The sequence below is a fragment of the Azospirillum himalayense genome (genome assembly GCF_042657465.1).
In the GTDB taxonomy this organism is placed as follows: Bacteria; Pseudomonadota; Alphaproteobacteria; order Azospirillales; family Azospirillaceae; genus Azospirillum; species Azospirillum himalayense.
Genome location: NZ_JBHSLC010000023.1, coordinates 40,139 through 59,271, shown reverse-complemented (window position 1 = coordinate 59,271; position 19,133 = coordinate 40,139). Strand labels below are relative to the sequence as shown.

The 19,133-nt window shown below is 69.4% G+C and carries 17 protein-coding genes and 1 tRNA gene; 2 read left to right on the top strand and 16 right to left on the bottom strand.

Annotated elements, in window-relative coordinates:
* Positions 1-65: 65 nt before the first annotated feature.
* The 3 genes from ACFPMG_RS14320 to rocF all read right to left on the bottom strand — a co-directional run bounded on the left by ACFPMG_RS14320 (position 66) and on the right by rocF (position 3,724).
* On the bottom strand, positions 66-1,247 hold the full coding sequence (locus ACFPMG_RS14320) for a M14 family metallopeptidase (protein WP_376995765.1): 1,182 nt from the start codon (positions 1,245-1,247) through the stop codon (positions 66-68).
* A gap of 241 nt (positions 1,248-1,488) precedes the next feature.
* Complete coding sequence (gene rocD, locus ACFPMG_RS14315) at positions 1,489-2,706, bottom strand: ornithine--oxo-acid transaminase (RefSeq protein WP_376995764.1); 1,218 nt, start codon at positions 2,704-2,706, stop codon at positions 1,489-1,491.
* 43 nt (positions 2,707-2,749) lie between these two features.
* A complete protein-coding gene (gene rocF, locus ACFPMG_RS14310; protein WP_376995763.1) occupies positions 2,750-3,724 on the bottom strand; it encodes an arginase in 975 nt (324 codons plus the stop codon).
* A gap of 314 nt (positions 3,725-4,038) precedes the next feature.
* Between rocF and ACFPMG_RS14305 the strand changes: the two genes are divergently transcribed.
* On the top strand, positions 4,039-5,469 hold the full coding sequence (locus tag ACFPMG_RS14305) for a DUF2142 domain-containing protein (RefSeq protein WP_376995762.1): 1,431 nt from the start codon (positions 4,039-4,041) through the stop codon (positions 5,467-5,469).
* 74 nt (positions 5,470-5,543) lie between these two features.
* Complete coding sequence (locus ACFPMG_RS14300) at positions 5,544-5,972, top strand: Lrp/AsnC family transcriptional regulator (RefSeq protein ID WP_376995761.1); 429 nt, start codon at positions 5,544-5,546, stop codon at positions 5,970-5,972.
* Positions 5,973-5,988: 16 nt separating this feature from the next.
* On the opposite strand, the gene ACFPMG_RS14295 is transcribed toward ACFPMG_RS14300, so the two are convergent.
* The 13 genes from ACFPMG_RS14295 to ACFPMG_RS14235 form a co-directional block, all read right to left on the bottom strand.
* Entirely contained in the window at positions 5,989-7,068 is a 1,080-nt protein-coding gene (locus ACFPMG_RS14295; protein ID WP_376995760.1) for a ParA family protein, read from the bottom strand.
* Between the two features lie 131 nt (positions 7,069-7,199).
* Positions 7,200-7,985, bottom strand: coding sequence for a galactosyltransferase-related protein (locus ACFPMG_RS14290; protein ID WP_376995759.1), 786 nt, complete (start codon positions 7,983-7,985; stop codon positions 7,200-7,202).
* A complete protein-coding gene (locus ACFPMG_RS14285; RefSeq protein WP_376995758.1) occupies positions 7,982-10,468 on the bottom strand; it encodes a tetratricopeptide repeat protein in 2,487 nt (828 codons plus the stop codon). Before ACFPMG_RS14285 ends, ACFPMG_RS14290 begins: the two co-directional genes overlap by 4 nt.
* 8 nt (positions 10,469-10,476) lie before the next feature.
* Positions 10,477-11,199 carry a hypothetical protein gene (locus tag ACFPMG_RS14280; protein ID WP_376995757.1) on the bottom strand — a complete coding sequence of 241 codons (723 nt, stop codon included), beginning with the start codon at positions 11,197-11,199 and terminating at the stop codon, positions 10,477-10,479.
* Positions 11,200-11,221: 22 nt separating this feature from the next.
* Positions 11,222-12,199 (bottom strand): glycosyltransferase family 10 domain-containing protein, encoded by a 978-nt coding sequence (locus tag ACFPMG_RS14275; RefSeq protein ID WP_376995756.1) that lies wholly within the window; start codon positions 12,197-12,199, stop codon positions 11,222-11,224.
* A gap of 166 nt (positions 12,200-12,365) precedes the next feature.
* Positions 12,366-12,441, bottom strand: a tRNA-Phe gene (locus tag ACFPMG_RS14270).
* 98 nt (positions 12,442-12,539) lie between these two features.
* A complete protein-coding gene (gene yacG / locus ACFPMG_RS14265; RefSeq protein ID WP_376995755.1) occupies positions 12,540-12,740 on the bottom strand; it encodes a DNA gyrase inhibitor YacG in 201 nt (66 codons plus the stop codon).
* Between the two features lie 3 nt (positions 12,741-12,743).
* Positions 12,744-14,000: a ribonuclease E/G gene (locus ACFPMG_RS14260; protein ID WP_376995754.1), complete on the bottom strand. Its 1,257-nt coding sequence runs from the start codon at positions 13,998-14,000 to the stop codon at positions 12,744-12,746.
* Positions 13,997-14,617, bottom strand: coding sequence for a Maf family protein (locus ACFPMG_RS14255; protein ID WP_376995753.1), 621 nt, complete (start codon positions 14,615-14,617; stop codon positions 13,997-13,999). Before ACFPMG_RS14255 ends, ACFPMG_RS14260 begins: the two co-directional genes overlap by 4 nt.
* Before the next feature lie 56 nt (positions 14,618-14,673).
* Positions 14,674-14,892 (bottom strand): translation initiation factor IF-1, encoded by a 219-nt coding sequence (infA, locus tag ACFPMG_RS14250; protein ID WP_014198195.1) that lies wholly within the window; start codon positions 14,890-14,892, stop codon positions 14,674-14,676.
* A 142-nt stretch (positions 14,893-15,034) separates the two neighbouring features.
* The gene (locus tag ACFPMG_RS14245; protein WP_376995752.1) at positions 15,035-16,114 is read right to left on the bottom strand and encodes a lysozyme family protein; all 1,080 of its coding nucleotides are present in this window, start codon (positions 16,112-16,114) and stop codon (positions 15,035-15,037) included.
* Between the two features lie 109 nt (positions 16,115-16,223).
* A complete protein-coding gene (locus tag ACFPMG_RS14240) occupies positions 16,224-18,530 on the bottom strand; it encodes a hybrid sensor histidine kinase/response regulator (RefSeq protein WP_376995751.1) in 2,307 nt (768 codons plus the stop codon).
* A gap of 135 nt (positions 18,531-18,665) precedes the next feature.
* A complete protein-coding gene (locus ACFPMG_RS14235; RefSeq protein WP_376995750.1) occupies positions 18,666-19,127 on the bottom strand; it encodes an arsenate-mycothiol transferase ArsC in 462 nt (153 codons plus the stop codon).
* Positions 19,128-19,133: the final 6 nt, after the last annotated feature.

Below are 19,133 nucleotides of genomic sequence, written 5' to 3'. Positions count from 1 at the left end.
CCAACGCATTGATCTGCCGGATGTCACGGTTGGACAATAACGGACGCAATCATCGTCCGGCTGTATCACGCGCTCAGCAACGGCCCCGTACGCCGCAGCGTCGTCCCCGCCACCTTGGCGATCCGCTTGCCCGCCAGGGTGAAGCGGGTCGCGCTGTGGGCGTAGAGCACGCCCGCCGACTCGCTGCGCACCGGGGTCACCTCGCCGGTCAGCGGGTCGAGGATGTCGGCGACCACGGCGCCGGCCTCCACGCGGTCGCCCGCCTTGTGATGGAAGACCACCACGCCGCCCACCGGGGCGGTCAGCGGTTCGGAGGATTCCAGCGGGGTCGGGGCGCACAGCGGCTCCGGCAGGGCCGGCGGCTCGCCGGACAGGACGCCGGCATGGGTGAGGAAGCCGGCGATGGCCTGGGCGTCCGCTTCGCCCTGGGCGTGCTCCACGTCGGCTTGCCCGCGCAGTTCCACGGTCACGGAATGGCAGCCGAAGGGGATCGGGTGGTCGGGCCAGCGCTTGGCAAGCTCGTTCCAGGGGCGGCTGACCGCCTCGTCGAAGGGGTCGCCGCCGGATTCCTCGGCCAGGAAGACCGCCCGCGCGCCCAGCAGCCGCTGCAACGGGGCAAAGGCCTCCGCCGAGGGGGTCAGGGTGTAGAGGTGCATCACCGCTTCCAGGTCGCAATGCAGGTCCAGCACCCAATCGGCCTGAAGCGCCAGAGCCAGAAGACGGTGCTTCATGTGCTCCGTCTCGGTGCGCGGGGTGCGTTCGGCCAGCGATTCGGCCAGGGCGGCGCGGATGGCGGCCTTGTTGGCCTCGCCGTCGTCGGTCAGCCGGTCGGCCACGCGCTCGGCCACCGCCTCGGTCAGGTGCGGGTAGTCGCGGTTGAAGTTCTTGCCGTCGTCCTGGTCGAAGCGGCCGAGGTGATGGTCCATCAGCGACTGGCCCAGACCCACCGGGTTGGCGACCGGGACGAGGATCACCTCGCCGGCGATCCGCCCCTCGGCCTCCAGCTTGGTCAGGATGCGGCGCAGCTTGTCGGCCACCAGCATCGCCGGGATCTCGTCGGCGTGCAGCGACGCCTGGATGTAGGCGCAGGGCCGCGCGCCCGCCGTGCCGAAGCGCTGGACGGTCAGGGTCCGCCGGGTGCCGGGGGTGGCGGACGGGAGGTCGATGATGGCGCTGTGCATGGCGGATCGCTGCTGGATGGATGGGAAGCCCGCCCCCACCGTGGCGAAGGCCGGGGCGGGCCGCAAGCGCCTTTTGCGCTGGGCTGTTCGTTAAAATCCCCTCTCCCCCCTGCTCACGCGCAAACACAGTTTGCGCTGACGCGACAGGCGGACCTTTGGTCCGCCGAAAGCGGGGAGAGGGTTAGGGTGAGGGGGTTGCGCTTGGCGGTACGTCCGGCACAAGCGCAACCCCCTCACCGGCCCTCCGGGTCACCCTCTCCCCGGAGGGGAAAGGGTTAGAAAGGGCGAATGCGATGACCCTGGCCTTTTACGGAGCGGCGGTTCCCGTCAGAACGGCGTCGAACTGCTCCAGCGCCCAATCGACCTGCTCGCGGGTGATGACCAGCGGCGGGGCGATGCGGATGGTGTGGTCGTGGGTGTCCTTCGCCAGGACGCCGCGCGCCCGCAGCGCCTCGCAATAGCGGCGCGCCCCACCCGCCTCCGGGTGAAGCTCCACCGCCAGCATCAGGCCGCGCCCCCGCGCCTCGCGGATCACGTTGCTGCGGATGGCGCCGAGCTGCTCCAGGAAATAGGCGCCCTGGACGGCGGCGTTGTCGATCATGCCCTCCTCCACCAGCACCCGCATGGCGGCGCGGGCGACGGCGCAGGCCAGCGGGTTGCCGCCGAAGGTGCTGCCGTGCTGGCCGGGCTTCAGTACGCCCAGCACCTCGGAGTTCGACAGCACCGCCGACACCGGGTAGAAGCCGCCGGACAGCGCCTTGCCGATCAGGGTGACGTCGGCCTCCACCCCCTCATGCTCCTCGGCCAGCAGCTTGCCGGTGCGGCCCAGCCCGGTCTGGATCTCGTCCAGGATCATCACGACGTTGCGCTCCGTGCACAGGTCGCGGACCCGGCGCAGATAGCCGGCGGGCGGGATGACCACCCCGGCCTCGCCCTGTATCGGCTCCAGCAGGACGGCCACCGTGTTGGGGGTCAGCGCCGCCTCCAGCGCCGCCGCGTCGCCGAAGGGCACGGTGCGGAAGCCCGGCGTGAAGGGGCCGAAGCCGCCGCGGGCGTCCGGGTCGGTGCTGAAGCTGACGATGGTGATGGTGCGGCCGTGAAAATTGTCCGAGCAGACGATGATCTCCGCCTGGTTCTCCGGCACGCCGCGCACCTCGTAGCCCCACTTGCGCACCGTCTTGATCGCCGATTCCACCGCCTCCGCCCCGCTGTTCATCGGCAGGATCTTGTGGGAGCCGGTCAGCGCCGCCAGCTCCTCGTAGAACAGCGCCAACTGGTCGTTGCGGAAGGCGCGGGAGGTCAGGGTCAGCTTCGACGCCTGTTGCACCATCGCTTCCAAAATCTTCGGGTGGCAATGGCCCTGGTTGACGGCGGAATAGGCCGACAGGCAGTCGAGATAGCGGTTGCCCTCGGTGTCCCAGACATAGACGCCCTCGCCGCGCGCCAGCACGACGTCCAGCGGCTTGTAATTGTGGGCGCCCAGGCGGTGTTCGGTCCCGATCAGGTCGGCGGCGTGCTGAAGCATGGCGTTCTCTCCGGGGGTTGTTTCTTCTTCAGACGGTCGTCTTTCAAACGGCTTGGCCGCCGATCTGCGACTGGGTGACGGCGGGGTCGATGATGCGGCGCCCGAACAGGCTCGCCACCAGATCGACGAGCAGCAGCGCGCTCTTGCCCCGCTCGTCCAGGAAGGGGTTCAGCTCCACCACGTCCAGCGAGCCGACGACGCCCGCGTCGTGCAGCATCTCCATGATGAGGTGCGCCTCGCGGTAGGTCGCCCCGCCCAGCACCGCCGTTCCCACCGCGGGGGCGATGGCGGGGTCGAGGAAATCCACGTCCAGGCTGACGTGCAGATGACCGCCGGCCTGCCGCACCCGCTCGATGATGCGGCGCATGTGGACACCGACCCCGTGCTCGTCGATCAGCCGCATGTCCACCACGTCCACCCCGCGGGCGCGCAGCAGGCGCCGCTCGCCGGGGTCGAGAGAGCGGATGCCGAACAGATGGACGTGCGCCGGGTTCACCGTGGCCCGCTGCTCCGGCGGGAAGACGTCGTCGAAGCCGTCCTCCCCGCACAGCAGGGCCACCGGCATCCCGTGCATGTTGCCCGACGGCGAGGTGTGGGGGGTGTTGAAGTCGCCGTGCGCGTCCAGCCACAGCACGAACAGCGGCGTGCCGGCCTCCCGGCAATGGCGGGCCACCCCGGTGACCGAGCCCATGGACAGGCTGTGGTCGCCGCCCAGGAACACCGGCACGCCCCCGCCCTGCATCATGGCGTAGGAGCGGTCGGCCAGCGCCCGCGACCAGGCGGTGATCTCCGCCAGACGGGCCGTGGCGGCGTCGTCCTCGCTCCAGGGATTGGGAGTCAGGTCACCAAGGTCGCGGACCTCGTGCCCGAGATCGCGCAGGGCGCGGACCAGCCCCGCCGTGCGCAGCGCCGCTGGCCCCATCAGGGCGCCCGGATGGCCGGCCCCCGCCTCGATGGGAACACCGATGATCTCCACGAAGCGCTGATCGTCCCGATCCGCCGACGCCTGTGACACCATGCTTCGTCTCTCTTAGCTTTGCTACGCCAAGGCGCATTCCTTCCAAGTATCGGGATTGGTGCGGGCGACAAAAAGACGGAAAAATGGTAAGATTCGGCAGATGCTTGATCACATTGACATGCTGAACCTGTCAAAGTGGCGAACCTCCCCCACACCGACGGCAGGTCGTCCGCACGCCTGCCGACTGCAGGCGCCACCGGCAGAAAACGATAAGAAAATTAATGCTACTCTGGCCTGTTTCGGTGTATAGCCTACGCAAAGGCTTCTCCTTGCCTCCATTCATTACAGTCATCTAGCAGAACAACGCAAAAGGCATGAAAATGCTGTCCACAACCATTAATGGCATCACGGATTCCATAAAACCGCCAAGCAACAAGACGATCACTGGGTGTTTCGTTTTTCTATTTCTCGGATTCATTATTGTATTCTCATATCTTACCCCGCCGTTCCAGGCCCCCGACGAGCCGGCTCACCTTTTCCGCGCCTACCAGATTTCGCAGGGGGAGATTGTCGGAAAAAAGATAAACGACGTCGCAAGCGGTGGCGGTGTCGACGTTGGGCTTTTTGAACTGTTGAACCGGTTCGACCCGTACATTCCAGGCGGTGCTCCCCCGGTCGACCCGAACCTTTATGAAGCGGTGCGGGCCATCGGCTGGAAAGAGCAGAAGGTCAATGCCGATTTCCGCAACACCGTCCAGTATGCGCCCTTTGCCTACGCTCCTCAGGCGGCGGCCCTGGCGATTGGAAAGGCCTTGGGCCTGTCCGTGATGGACAGCTACGTTCTGGCACGCACCTTTGCCGCATTGACGGCATCGATTCTGGCGGTGACCGCCGTCGTCATGCTCCGGACAACGGCGGCGTCCGGCTTCATCCTGTCGCTGCTTCTCCTGCCGATGAGCGTGTTCCTGATCGCATCGACGTCTCAGGACGGCATCCTGCTGGGCCTCGGCGCTCTGCTTGCGGCGGTGGTCGCCCGGTCCTTCGACCGGGAGCCGGGGCGCGGCCTCTGGCTGCCCTACGCCGCAACGGCCTGCATCACCATCCTGGCCCTGGCCCGCCTTCCTTACCTCGCCCTTCTCCCCCTGCTGTGGATGCCCGCCCTGTGGTCGCACGGCGGCGGTCGCCGGTTCACCGTCCGGCTCCCCATGGTGCTGTGCACTCTGTTCGTTCTGGCCGCTTTCGCCGGTTGGCTGGTGATGACCGAACCGGTGCGGGTAAAGGTATACCCGCTCAACGACAAGGTCGTGTCCACCACCGATCAGCTCCTGTTTCTCGTTCGCAATCCGACCTTCGTGTGGCATCTCACACTGAACACCTTGCTGGCGAATCTGACATCCTATACGGCCGGGTTTATCGGTATTCTGGGATGGCTGAGCATCTCGCTCCCGCGATGGGGCTACCGGTTTGCCATGGTCTCGCTGATGGCGACCTTCGCGGCAGCGCCACCGCCGGCCAATCGAACGACCGCCGATCTGGCGCTCGTCGGACTGGCCCTTGTCCTGAGCACCGGTGGGGTCTTCCTGGCGCAGTATCTCACCTGGACCGCGGTTGGCGCACCGGTGATCGACGGTGTCCAGGGCCGCTATTTCCTGCCGATCGCGCCGCTGCTGCTCATCCTGACCCTTCCCTTTCCGGCCCGCTTCGCCAAGTGGCGGCGGATGCTCGGGTTCGCGGGCCTGCTCCTGCTGCTTCCGGTCTGCCTGATCGCCGCAAGAGCCCTGTTTGTCCGGTTTGTCGGTCAATGACGCCACCGACGGCTGCGGAGACAACGAACGGAGACGGTTTTTGACAGGTTGCCCGCCGCGGTTTATCAGACCGCATGGACGATCTGGACCACCGCCTTCTGGCCCTGCTGCGCGCCGACGCGCGCCAGCCCGTCGCCAGCCTCGCCGCCGTGCTGAAGGTGTCGCGCGCGACGGTTCGCGCGCGCATCGACCGCCTGATCGAAAGCGGGATCATCGCCGGCTTCACGGTGCTGCTGCGCAAGGATCTTCGGCCCGCCATGGTCCGGGCGATCACGATGATCGAGGTGGAAGGCCGCGCCGCCGAGACGGTCATCGCCCGCCTGCACGGCTTCCCGGAGGTGCGGACGGTCTACACGACCAACGGGCGCTGGGACGTCGTCGCTGAAATCGAAACGGAGTCGCTGGAGGCCTTCGACGACACGCTGCGCCGCGTCCGGCAGATCGCCGGCATCGCCTCCACCGAGACCAGCATCCTGCTCTCCGCCCGCAAGGCGGTGCTGTAGCCTACCCGCCGAGAGATCACCCCCCCAGGCCGGCCAGGACGCCGCCCAGAAGCGGCTGGCCGAACAGAGCGCCCAGCGCGAATCCGACGATCAGCCCGACCGCCGCCGCGACCAGCGCCCGGCCGCCGCCACCCTTCGGCGCCTCCGCTCCAGCGCCGCGCCCGTTGCCGCCGCCCGTGGAGTCGTCGCCCTCGTCCGGCGCCGCCGCGCGGCGCGCGCTGTAGGAGGAGTCGGTGTCGGCGTGCCACGCGCGGATGCGGTCCTGCGCCGGCTTCAGCTGCTCGTCGGTCGGGGAGGAGCCGCGGCCGTGGACGATCTCCCAGCCCAGCGCCAGGAAGCGGGTCGTCGTCCGCCCCTCCGGGCTGAAGATCGCGGCTGGCATCCGGCGGTAGGTTGCCTTCACGACGTCCACGTCGTAAGGGATCGCCGTGCGGAACATCAGTTCCGGAAATTCGGAGCGCAGCAGGGTCAGCGATTCGCGCCCGACCTCGTCGTTGGTGATCGACAGCATCAGAATGCCGGCCACCGACAGGTTGGGGTTCATGCCCTTCTGGATGTGCTCGACCACCGACAGGGTGCGCTTCAGCCCGTCCAGCGCGTAGCGCCCCGGGAAGACCGGAAGCACCAGCCGGTCCGACGCCGCCAGCGCGCCGGCCGCCAGATGGCCGAGCGCCGGCGGGCAGTCGATCACCACGTAATCCGGCGGGTTGCGCGAGAAATGCAGCGCCTTGCGCAAGCCGCGCTGCGACCCGCCGCGGGCGTCCAGCGCGTGTTCCAGCGAATAAAGCTTGCGCGCCCCGACGATCATCGACAGCCCGTCGAAGCTGGTCGGGGTGATGGCGTCCTCGACGAAGGTGTCCTGGCTCAGCAGGTCGTTGATGCCGACGCGCGCCTTCTCCCGCAGCAGGAAATTGCTGGTGGCGCTGCTCTGCGGGTCGAAGTCGATCAGGACCACGCTCTTGCCCAGCGCGGCCAGCGCCAGGGCGAGGTTCACCGAGGTGGTCGTCTTGCCGACGCCGCCCTTCTGATTGTACACCGCCAGGATGGTCGGCTGCCGCGTCTCCGGCGCGTCGAAGACGTCTTCGTGGCTGGTCATGTCCATTCCGCTTCGTCGTTTCGCGGGTGTTCGTCCTGCGGGCCAAGAGCCGCTGAAAGCGGCGCACTATACGCATTGGAACGCGCCGGTGTCTTCCCGCAGATGCGCGGGTGTCCCGAAAGGTAACAGCTTCAGCGTGCCTTGAAGGCCGCCAGCTGGCCGGGCAGCGGCGCCATGGTCAGGCGGACGCGCACGATCTCCCACCGCCTCTCGGCGCCGGGAACGACGCCGTCGCAAGGGCGGCGGTCGAGGACGTCGAAGGAGAGGCTGGACAGGCCGTCCTCCTCCGGGATCGTCCCGCCGGCCCAGTTCGCCTGGAACACCCGCTTGTTGACCCGCGAGATGGGCGAGGCCGAGGCGTCGGGGTTGAAGCCCTCGTTGTCGTGGTCGAGCGGCTCGAACCGGCCGGGCCGCCGCGCGGTCGGGATGCGGCGGGAGCGGATGCGCAGCGACAGGTCGAAATCCTCGTAGCCCCAGCCCCAATAGGCGTTGGAATAGCCGTCGATGCGCCGAAACACGTCGTTGGGCATCAGCAGCACGCCGCCCATCGTGCTCTCCAGGTCGGTGGTCACCGTCTGGTCCGAGCGACCCGGCGCCACCGGCCGCTGTTCCGCCCCGAAGGACAGGATGGGGGTCGGCCGGTCGACCCAGGAGTAGTCGGCGTCGACGGGCAGATAGTCGATGTCGTGCAGGCAGGTGTAGCCGCTCTCCGCCTCCCCCAGCAGGAAGCCGACATTCTTGATGGCGCCCCGGTTGAAGGGCAGCCCGGCCTCCTGCTCGACGATGGTGACGCGGTAATCGATGGGATCGGCGAGCGTTGCGAAGTAAGCGCCGACCCGCGGCACGAAGTCCCGCAGATGGGCCGCGCGGTCGCGGTAGGGCACGACGATGTGAAGCCGCCGGTCCATGGTCGTCATCGCGCGTCTCCTGCCGCTGTGAATTGCCTCCAGATGGCCCGATAGGCGTCCTCCAGATCGCGGGCGAAGCGGTCGCCGTCGAACAGCGGGCCGGCCGTCCTCGCCAATGCCAAGCGCGCCTTCAGCCCGGCCAGCCGCTGCGGGTCGCCGGCGAGGTCCAGGGCAAGCGCCGCGTAGGCCGCCAACGAGTCCGTCACCAGTTCCGGCAGCCCCACCGTGTCGAGCAGGCTGGCCGCCACCCGCCCGGCGAAGGTAGCACCACGGCAGGTCACCACCGGAAGTCCGGCCCACAGCGCGTCGCTGGCCGTGGTGTGGGCGTTGTAGGGCAGCGTGTCGAGGAACAGGTCGGCCAGCCGGTGCCGCGCCAGATGCTCCGCCAGGGGACGCGGCGGCGCGAAGACGAGGCGTTCCGGCGCCACTCCGCGGGCCGCCGCCTCGCGCCGCAGGTTGCCGGCCACCAGCGGGTTGCCGGCATAAAGCCACAAAACACTCCCCGGCACGGCGCACAGCAGCCGCGTCCAGACGTCGAACACAACGGGCGTCAGCTTGTAGGGGCTGTTGAAGCAGCAGAAGACGAAGCCGTCCTCCGGCAACCCGCAATCGGTGCGCGATGGCGTGCGCTCGGCGATGGCGCGGTGGCGATCGTTGGGCTGATAGCAATGGGGGAGCCGCACCACCGCCTCGCTGTAGAAGCCCTCCTCGCCCGGCGGGATGGTGACCGCATCGGCCAGGATGACGTCGATGAAATCGGCCCCCAGGGTGCCGGGATAGCCCAGCCAGTTCACCTGCACCAGGGCGGGCCGCGCCGCCAGGATCGCCGTGCGGGCGAAGGCCGTGTAGCCCTTCAGGTCCACCAGGATGTCGATGCCGTCGGCGGCGATGGCTTGCGCGGCGTCGCGGTCGGAGCGGTCGCGCAGGTCCACGAAGCGCTCCACCGCCGCGCTCAGGCGGCGGCGCATCGGGCTGCCGTCGTCGATGCCGGTGGAGTAGGCGGTGACGGCGAAGCGCGTCCGGTCGTGCCGCTCCAGAAGCTCCGCCATCAGATAGGCGGTGGCGTGCTCGTGGAAGTCGGCGGACAGGTAACCGATGCGCAGGCGCCGATCTCCGGGGACGGCGGGCCGTGCCACCGCCGAAACGCCGCGCGCCTTCTGCCGTGCCCAGCGCTCCGCCGCCGCCCGCTGGTCCGCCGGCGTCGTGTCCACCGCCAGGAGGCCGAAGGGCGGCACGCCCAGGGCACCGGCGCGCAGCCGCCCGATCAGGTCGCTTTCCAGCGCCGGCAGGTCGCGCCAGTCACAGGCGTGCCTCTGCTGCTGCACCAGCTGCGCCAGCGCCGGGTTGTAGGCGGGAGAGAGCCGGCGCACGCGGCGGAGGGCCTCGATGGAGGGCGCGATCCGGTCGGCCAGCGTCGCCGCGGCGGCCAGGTCCTCCCACCCCGCTTGTCCACCGGGATCAAGGGCCACCGCCCGGCGCAGCGCGTCGAGCGCGGCGTCTGGCCGCAAGGCGCCGGTCAGCGTCTGGCCGAGAATCCGCCACGCCGCGCCATGCTCCGGATGCCGCCCGATCACGCCGCGCAGCACCGCCAGGGCACCCGTCGTGTCGTGCAGGCCAAGCAGTTCCACCGCCAGATCGACCGCCGCCGTCGCCGAGTCGGGCTGCAGCCCGAGAACCGCCCGGTACTCCGCCACCGCCTCCTCCCGCCGGCCGGCGGCGGACAGCGCGTTGGCGAGGTTGTGGCGCAACGCGGGATCGTCCGGCGCCAACCGCACCGCCAGCGCGTTCGCCCGCACCGCCTCGGCCCAGCGGCCTGCCGCGTGGGCGGCGTTGCCGAGCAGCATCCAGCCGTGCCGGTCCGCCGGGTTCAGCGCCGCCATGCGGCGGCCGATCCGCCACGCCTCGTCCCGGCGCCCGGCGGCCAAAGCGAGGCCGCCGAGGTTGTTCAGGGACACCGCGTGCTCCGGGTTGCGCGCCAGCGCCGCGCGGTAGGCGGATTCGGCCTCGGCGGTCCGGCCCAGAGCGTCCAGCGCGACCGCCAGATTCTTCCACGTGCCGGCGTCCTCCGGCCGGTGGCGCAGCGCCTCGCGGTAAGCGGTTTCGGCCGCGCCGGGGCGGCCCTGATCCTGAAGCGCCACGCCCAGATTGTTCCACACCTCGCCCACCCCTGGGCAGGCCGCCAGGACGGCGCGGTAATGCGGCTCAGCCTCCGCCGGGCGCCCTTGGGCGTGAAGGGACAGCGCCAGCCCGTAATGGGCGTCGGGCGAGTCGGGCGCCAGCTTCAGCGCCGCGGAGTAGACCGCCCCCGCCGGCCCCCATTGCGACAGACCCGCCAGCAGGCTGCCGAAATCCAGATAGATGTCGGCGTCCTTGTGCAGCGCCAACGCCTGCTGGAACAGAGCCACGGCGTCCCGCACGCGACCCTCGCGCTGGGCGGCGACGGCCTGCCGGTGCAGCGCGGCGGCCCGTTCGGCGGTTTCGGGAAGGTCCATGCGCCCTCTCAGTCCCGCTGGCGGGTGTGCAGCAGGATGCGCGGGATCTCCGGCGGGCGACGGTCGTCGCCCCATTGCGAGATGTCGGGGATCGTGCTCACCCCGCGACGGCGGGCCAGCAGGCTGAGGATGCTCTGGTCGTGCCGGTGGTCGCGGAACTCCGGATAGTCGGGTTTGCCGCACTCATTTGGCGCGTCGGTGAGGATGCGCTCGTCCTGGGCGAAGCGCAGCCATTCGGAGACGAAGGCGATGGTCTCCGGCGTCCGTTCGCAGATGATGAAACTCGCCAGGATCTGGGTGGCGTCGGTGTATTCGGGCCGGTCCAGCCGCATGAAATGGAAGCAGTCGCGCTTGGTCCAGCCGCGGTTCTTGAATTCGTCCTGCAACGTGAACAGCAGAATGGGCAGGTCGCGCCGCTCCCGGCAGAGGTCGATCACCGGGTCGGCGCGGTGCACGAAATGGGCGCCGCTGTCGCAGTAGAACAGCACGTCGCCGTCCTTCAGATGGTCGCGCAGCAGGGTCCAGATGGCCCAGGGCTTCCACAGCCAGTAGCCCGCCCCGCGCGGCTGGTCGAGGATGAAGCGGTTGCGCTCGACGAAGGCCGGATCGATGTGGCTTCGGCCCAGCATGGCCACGGAATCGAAGCCGCCGACCTCCAACCCGCTGCGGGCGTTGCGCTTCTGCGCCGCCAGAAAGGCCCCGTCCGCGTAATTCAGAAGCACCCGCGCCATCGCTCTCCCTCCCCTCCGGCCCTTACAGCCGGCTCTCGATCCAGTCGGCGAGGCGGTAGGCGTCGAAATGGAACTCCTCCGTCCCCAGGAAGGGCGCCACGGCGCGGTGGGCGCGATAGGCGTCGTAATCACCGTCCACCGCCAGGATGTGGTCCACCGCCTCCTCGTCCGTGGCGAAGCGCGACACGTCGATGAAGCTACCCGCCGCCACCTCGCGCTCCACATCGGGATCACCCCAGTAGAGCGGCACCGCCCCGGCCTGGAAGACGTCCAGGATCTTTTCCGTCAGATAGCCGGGGTGGCTGGCGTTTTCGAAGGCGAAGGCGAAGCGGTAGCGTTCGAAGACGCGGATCTTCGCCAGCCAGCCCATCTTGACGACGCTGCCGGTGTTGTTCAGGTGCCAGCCCACCGAATCGACGCGCCGCCGCCCGTCCAGCGCCGGGAAGAAGCGGTTGCGGCGCTCCCCGTTCGGGTTCTTGTAGAGGAAGGCGCAGAAATTGCGCTCCGCGAAGGCCGCCCGCGTCGGCGGCACCGGCGGCAGCACCGGCGAGCAGAAATGCGGCACCGCCCCCTCCCGCATGTGCTCGTAGGCGTGCATGACGTAGAGCGGCAGGCGGTGGTGGCGCGGGTCGTCGACGCGGTCGAAGGACACCGCCATGTCGAAGCCGTCCAGCGGCGGGCGCACATTCTCCCCGGTGAAGAACAGGGTGCGGCGGCTGCGCGCCGTGCGGTGCCGCCCGCCGAAGACCGACACGATGGCGAGGTCGCTGTCGTCGTCGACCACCGACAGGTCGAAGCGGCCGGACAGGATCTCGATGAAGAAGTTCGTGCCCGTGTCGAACTCCGGCCAGAAGTCGTGGAAGGCCAGCTTCAGCCGGGGCCTGCCGCCGCGCCGCCCGCGGTACGGGCCGTGCAGCAGGAAGCGGTCGAGCCGCTCCGGGTCGCCGCCGGGCTTTGCCAGGAAGTCTTCAAGAAACGCGCCTGTCCGCTGATCGAGCATCCCGCCATCCGTGCCGGATCGTTGCGCGACGCACGATACGGTCGCCGCGGCGGGAACGCCACCTCTTCCGCGTGCTGGTCGGGTCGGGTGGAGCGATGCGGACAACAAAAAACGCCCCGCGGATGACGGAGCGTTTGCAACACCACAACCCCATGAAGGGAAGAAGTGGTGCCCAGGGACGGAGTCGAACCGCCGACACGGGGATTTTCAGTCCCCTGCTCTACCAACTGAGCTACCTGGGCACCGAGGCCGCGGGGGAGACCGCGGCGCGTCGAGGCGCGCTTTGTAGGCAAATTCGCCGGGCCTGTCCAGCCCTAAAATGCAGAAATCCGCCGCCCCGTCACTCCCGCTCGTCCGCCTCCTCGGCGTCCGGGCGGTCGGGGCTTTCGATGCGGTAGACGCCCCCCAGCCAACGCGACAAATCCACGTCGGCGCAGCGCTTGGAGCAGAAGGGCTTGGTCTCCTCCACGGCCGGACGGCCGCAGATCGGGCAGGCTTTCTCAGAAGGCTTTTGGCCTGTGGGCTTTTGGTTGTCGTTCATCGCTCAATCCTCAGCCGCGCCGGTGCGGTTGGAGTCCAGGCGGACGGTTCCCAGCAATTCGGCCAGGGCCGTGCCGCGCCGGGCGCGGGTCATCTCAACCAGGCCCAGCTTGGACAGGCCATAGACCTGGGTCTGCGCCGGGTCGTCCTCCACCGCGCGGGACAGGGCGTTCAGCAGCCGTTCGGCGTCGCCCCGGTTGCGCATGTTGACGAAATCGACGACGACGATCCCCCCGGCGTTGCGCAGGCGCAGCTGCCGGGCGATCTCCGCCGCCGCCTCCAGATTGACGTCCAGCGGGTTGCCGCGCTCCCCCGCGTTGACGTCGACAACGGTCATCGCCTCGGTCCGCTCGATGACCAGCGACCCGCCGCCGGACAGCGGCACCCGCGTGCCGAGCAGCGTGTCAATCTCAGCGTCGAGGTCGCGCAGGTCGAACAGCCGTTGACGGCTATCGGACGGCACGGCGAGGAGCCGGGCGTCGAAGGGCTCCACCCGCTCCTCCAGGTCCGGCGCGCGATCGGCGCACCAGTCGGCGAGGTCGCGGGCCAGGGCCACGTCGTCCACGATGATCCGCGACGGAGCGGCCGCCCCATGCTCGATCAGGGCACGGCGCGGCGCATCGGGACCGGTCAGCAGCAATGCAGGTCCGCCGCCCCGCTCCGCCGCGTCGCGGATGGACCGCCACGCCAAGTGCAGCGCGTCCGACTCCGCGACCAGCAGCCCGTCCGGCGCCGTGACGGCGCCCGCCCGGACGATCCAGCCGGCGCCGGGGGCGATCTCCTGGATGCGGCGGGCCAGTTCGGTGCGCTCCGGCCCGCTGCCCAGCCGCTTCGACACCGCCACGTCGCGTCCCAGCGGCGCGTGCACCAGGAAGCGGCCCGGCAGGGTGATGTCCATGGTCAGGGACGGTCCCTTGGACCCGGTGGCGTCGGCCTTCACCTGCACCAGCACGGTCTGGCCGGTGCGCAGCAGGTTGCCGATCCGCTCGCCCTTGGCCTTCGGGCGCCCCTTCGGCCCGCGGGCGTCCAGCGCGGAGAGCAGGCCCGACTTGCCGGTGCCGAGATCGACGAAGGCGCCGTCCAGCCCCGTCGCGATGCGCTCCACCCGGCCAAGGAACACATGCCCCAGCAGGGAGGGACGCTCGGCATGGTCGATGTAGAGGTCGGTCAGCCGGCCGCCGGTCAGCACGGCGGCCCGCGTCAGCGGACCGGCGCGGTCGATGAGGATGTCCGATCCGGTCCCGCCCGCCGGGCCGCTCACGGCAGCGGGAACCCCGCGCCGCGCAGCAGCGCCGCCACCTCGAACAGGGGCAGCCCGACCACGTTGCTGTAGGAGCCGCCGATCCAGCGGACATGGGCGGCCGCACGGCCCTGGATCGCGTAGCCGCCGGCCTTGCCCTGCCATTCGCCGGAAGCGATGTAGGATTCGGTCTCCTCGTGGGACAGTGACTTGAAGGTCACGTCGGTGCGCACCAGCCGTTCCGACCGGCGCAACGCTTCCCCCTCCGCCGCCGGCCCCGCCCCCGCGGGTGACAGAAGCACGACCCCGCCGAACACCCGGTGCCGCCGCCCGGACAGCAGGTCGAGGCAGGCGCGGGCCTGCTTCTCCTCCTCCGCCTTGGGCAGGATGCGGCGGCCGCAGGCGACCACCGTATCGGCGGCCAGCACGAAGGCACCGGGGTGGCGCGCGGCCACGGCGGCGGCCTTCTCGCCGGCCAGACGCAGCGCGTGCTGGGGCGGAAGCTCCCGCGGCAGGGGCGATTCGTCGATGTCTGCGGGGTCGACCGCGTCGGGCACCACGCCGATCTGGCGCAACAGGTCGAGCCGGCGGGGCGAGGCGGACGCCAGCACGAGCCGGTGGGTGGTTTCGGTGCTCATAACGCGGGGAGGATGGCCGACGGTGGAAACCGGTTCAACACGGGAAACCGGTTCAATCACTTGAACCGGAACGTGATCCGGCCCTTGGTCAGGTCGTAGGGCGTCATCTCGACGTTGACGCGGTCACCGGCCAGCACGCGGATGCGGTTCTTGCGCATCTTGCCGGAGGTGTGCGCCAGCACTTCATGCTCGTTGTCGAGCTTCACACGGAACATCGCGTTCGGCAGCAGCTCGACGACGGTTCCGGAGAACTCGATCAGATCTTCCTTAGCCATAGCCCCTTAAGTCCGTAACAGTTTCGAGGCAATAACTGACCTCCCGAAGCCGCCCGGTCAAGGGGGATTCCACCGGGGGCGGTGAGCCTCCGGCGTGGGGGTTGGCCAAAGCCTTCCAGATGGGACGCAAACAGCCGGCGGTTCAGCCAAGCGGGTTTCCGTCGCCGTTTTCATACTCCCCCGCGCCGCCCGCGTCCATGCCCGCGGTGCCGCCAAGCGCCGCCGACTGGAAAGAACTGAGCGGCGACGGGCCGCCGTCGAGCCGGAGGCGGGGTTCCGCGGCCTGCGCGATGCGCTCGAACATCTCTTTCTGGTCGGTGTCCATACGGCGCGTCAGCCGCGCGACGGCTTCCGACGCGGTCAGCGTCCGGCCCGAGGCGCGGTCGTAGAACAGACCCCGGTTGCTCCGCGCCGCAGTGGGCAGAAGCTCCGCCGCCGCGGCCCTGGGCGACGACTCGGCGGCACGGATCAGCTTGGCCGCTCCGCCGACGCCCAGCACATAGGCGATGCGGCTCTCGGTCTCCGACACCGGGCGCTTCAGCCGCTCCTCCAGCCGGTCGCGGCCCTCGGACAGGTAGCGCGCGGCCATCCCGGCGGAGAGGTCGACATCGTGGCGCAACGCCAGGATCTGGCGGCGCACCGCCGGATCCTTGACCGAGGGGATGCCGTTGCGGCTCTGGATCGCGCTCGCCAGTTCCCCCTGGCCGTAGGCGGCGCCATGGCGGCGGAACAGGTCGAGCCACGTGCGCTCCAGGAACTGGAACGGTCCGGCGGCGGAACTGGAGCGGTTGCGGGCCGCCGGGTCCAGCCCGCTTTCCTGCGTCGCCTGGGCGAGGATGGCGGTGAAGCTGTGGCCCGACAGGCCGGCGACCTGCTGGGCCGCCAGAACCACCTGCCCGGCGGCGGGGCTGTTCGCCAGGGCGGCGCCGATCACCGTCGTCCCGGTGCCCGACGGCACGGCCGTCATTGCGGAGGCTTCGGGCTTGCGGGCGGGAAATGGAACTCGGGTCCCGTCAGCGAGCTGGATCGGTGCCTCCGGCTTCGTCGCCGGCAGGGGCGGCGCCTTCTGCCCGTTGGTCAGCCGCCCGCGAACGACCGGCTGAACGTCGGCCAGCGCGCTTTGGAACGACCCGGCCGACGCGTTGCCCGTGGAGGACGGCGACGCGGAAACATCCGGCTTGCGCTCGGGGAGCGGGGCGAGTGGAGGCAGCGCGACCTTCATGGAACACCGGAACCGTCAGACCGGAACCGCTCTCGCGGAACCCTTCGTCGCAGCTTTAGCACAAAAGCCTTAATTTTTCTTAATCATTGCCGGAGTCAGCGTTGCGCTCTCAATCACCCGGTGTGTCGGCCATCCGGATGGGGTCGGCGTCGACGGCGGTCCGCCGCCCCTCGCCGTTCCAATGATCGACAGCGGCCAGAAGCTTGTTTTTCTCCAGGGGTTTGGCCAGATGATCGTCCATCCCGGCCTGCCGGCAGCGCTCCACCTCCACGGCCAGCACGCCCGCCGACAGCGCCAGGATCGGGATGCGGCCCAGCGCGCCTGGAAGCGCCCTGATGCGCCGCGTCGCCTCCAGCCCGTCCATCACCGGCATCTGCACATCCATCAGGACGAGGTCGTAGGCGCGCTCCTGCACCGCGGTCACGGCGGCGGCGCCGTCGGGAACCGCATCCACATGATGACCCGCCCGGGTCAGCATGGCGACGACCAGATCGCGGTTCATCGCCAGATCCTCGGCCAGCAGAATTCGCGCGCCACGGCTGGACGGCTGGTGATCGTGGAGGGCGCCCCCGTCATGGTCGTCCCGTTCCGGGGCGCTGGCGGGCTTCAGCGGCAGGCTGAACCAGAAGGTGCTGCCGAGGCCGGGGCGGCTCTCCACGCCGATCTCGCCCCCCATCAGTTCCACCAGACGGCGGCAGATGGCCAGCCCCAGCCCGGTGCCGCCGCGTCCGCGGTCCAGTTGGCTGAAGCGCTGGAACAGTTCGCGCTGGCGATCCTCGGGCACGCCGATGCCGGTGTCGCTGACGGTGAAGGTGTAGCGGCGAGGCCCCGACTCGTCGCCCATGGCCTTGACGGTCAGGCGGACGCTGCCGGTGTCGGTGAATTTCACCGCGTTGCCGAGCAGGTTCAGCAGGATCTGGCGCACCCGGTCGGGATCGCCCATCACATAGCCGCGCGCCGCCGCGGAGACGGAGGTGTGGATCTCCAGCCCCTTCTGCTCGGCGGCCAGCCGCACGATGGCCTGGCAGCGGTCGGCCAGATCGTCCAGCCGGAACGGCACGCAGACCAGATCGAGCTTGCCCGCCTCCAGCTTCGACAGGTCCAGCACGTCGTTGATGACGGTCAACAAGGAGCGCCCGGCTTCCCGCACCTGGGAGGCGTAGCGCCGCTGCTCCGCGGTGAGCGGCGTTTCCAGGAGCATGTCGGCGAACCCGATCACGCCGTTCATCGGCGTGCGGATCTCGTGGCTCATGGTCGCCAGGAAGTCCTCCTTGGCGCGGCTGCCGGCGCGGGCCTCCTCCATGGCGGCGCGCAGTTCCTGCTCGCGCCGCTTCAGCCGGCCCGACATGTCGTTGAAGGCGTTGGCCACCAGCCGGATCTCGTCGGGCGCGCCGCGGGCCTCCACCACGGTCCCGACGTCGCCGGCGCCGATCCGGGTCGCCGCCTGGCTGAGAACGCGCATCCATCGCAGGACCGAGGCGTGGAGCAGCGACCAGAGCGCCGCCACGCTGAGCAGCCCGGCGATGCCGAGCAGGACCAGCCCACGCAGCAAGTCGCGCTGGGCGTCCGCCACGATCGGCCCGGTCGGCATGCCCACGGCGAAGACGGTGTTGGTTTCCGGGGAGTGGCGAAAGGCCCAGATGCGGTTCAGCCCGTCGGCGCTTTCGCCCTCGAACGCGCCGCTGCCCTCGGCCAGCATGCGCCGGATGTGCAGAAAATCCGCCATGCTGCGTCCGACCCAGCCTTCCGGATCGGGCTGGCGCGCGATCACCACGCCGTGACGGTCCAGCACCAGGATGCGCGCGTCGTCCTGCTTCGTCACCTTCACGAGATCGGTCAGCCAAGCCAGATCGATGGCGACTCCCAGCACCCGCTCGATCTCTCCGTTCACCAGCACCGGCTGCACCGCGAGGATCAGCGGCTTCCCTGAGCGCTTGCCGATCACCACTTCGCTCAGCACGAAGGACTTGGTGTCCAGCGCCCGCTGGAAATACTCGCGTTCGCGCAGGCTCATCCCGGAACCGGGGCCGGTCGTGTCGCAGATCAGAAGGCCGTTCGGATCGGTCACCCACACGCCGGTCGTCCAACGGTGCTGGCGCGGCATCGGCGCCAGCGTGGCGACGCAGGCGTCGGTGTTGCCGTGGGCGGCGTCGCGAACCGCCGGCACCAGGGCCAGAACCCCCAACAGGTTCCGCGCTTCGCCGATCAGGTCGCGCTGGCGCTCCACCCCATCCTCGGTCAGGTGCCGCGCCAGTTCCCGAGCGCTGCTCAGACGCTGGTCGAGCTGCTGGTCGAAGAAGTACAGCGCCCCGGCCAGCGGCAGGGCCAGGGACGCCAGAACAACGCCCATCAGGCGCAGCCGGAGACTCCGCAGGCCGGCGGCACGAAACAGGCGGGACGGCAAACCGGCGGGCATCAGGCGGTGAACCTCTCAGGGGCCGCTAGAGTCTAGGGGGAGAAAAGCACGTCATTCGATGATTCATCTCAATAGCACTTCAACCCAGCCTTGAAAAAGCACTTCCCCGAATGTCGCCGCCGAACCCGCGGAAGATCACACCGTCGGACCGCGGGACAACGGAAAGCGCTCCTTGATTTTGCCCAGCAGCCCGTCGCGCACCTTGCGGTAGGCGTCCAGCATGGCCTCGCGGTTGCCATCCACCAGCGTGGGGTCGAAGGTGTTCCAGAACTCCACGTCGCAGGCCATCGTGCGGGTCATCTCGATGGCGCGGTGCTGCGCCTCCGGCGACAGCGACACGATCAGGTCGAAATTCGTGTCCTCCAGATCCTCGAAGCTGCGGCAGCGGTGGCGGGACAGGTCGATGCCCAGCTCCTCCATCACCGCCACGGCGAAGGGATCGACCTCGTCCCCCTCGCGCACGCCGACCGAATCGACATAGACGCGCGTGCCATGGAAATGCCGCATGATCGCCGCCGCCATCGGGGAGCGGATCATGTTGTAGGTGCAGGCGAACAACACGCTCGTCACGGGGAGCGGTTGCAGCACCGGGGCCATGCGCCG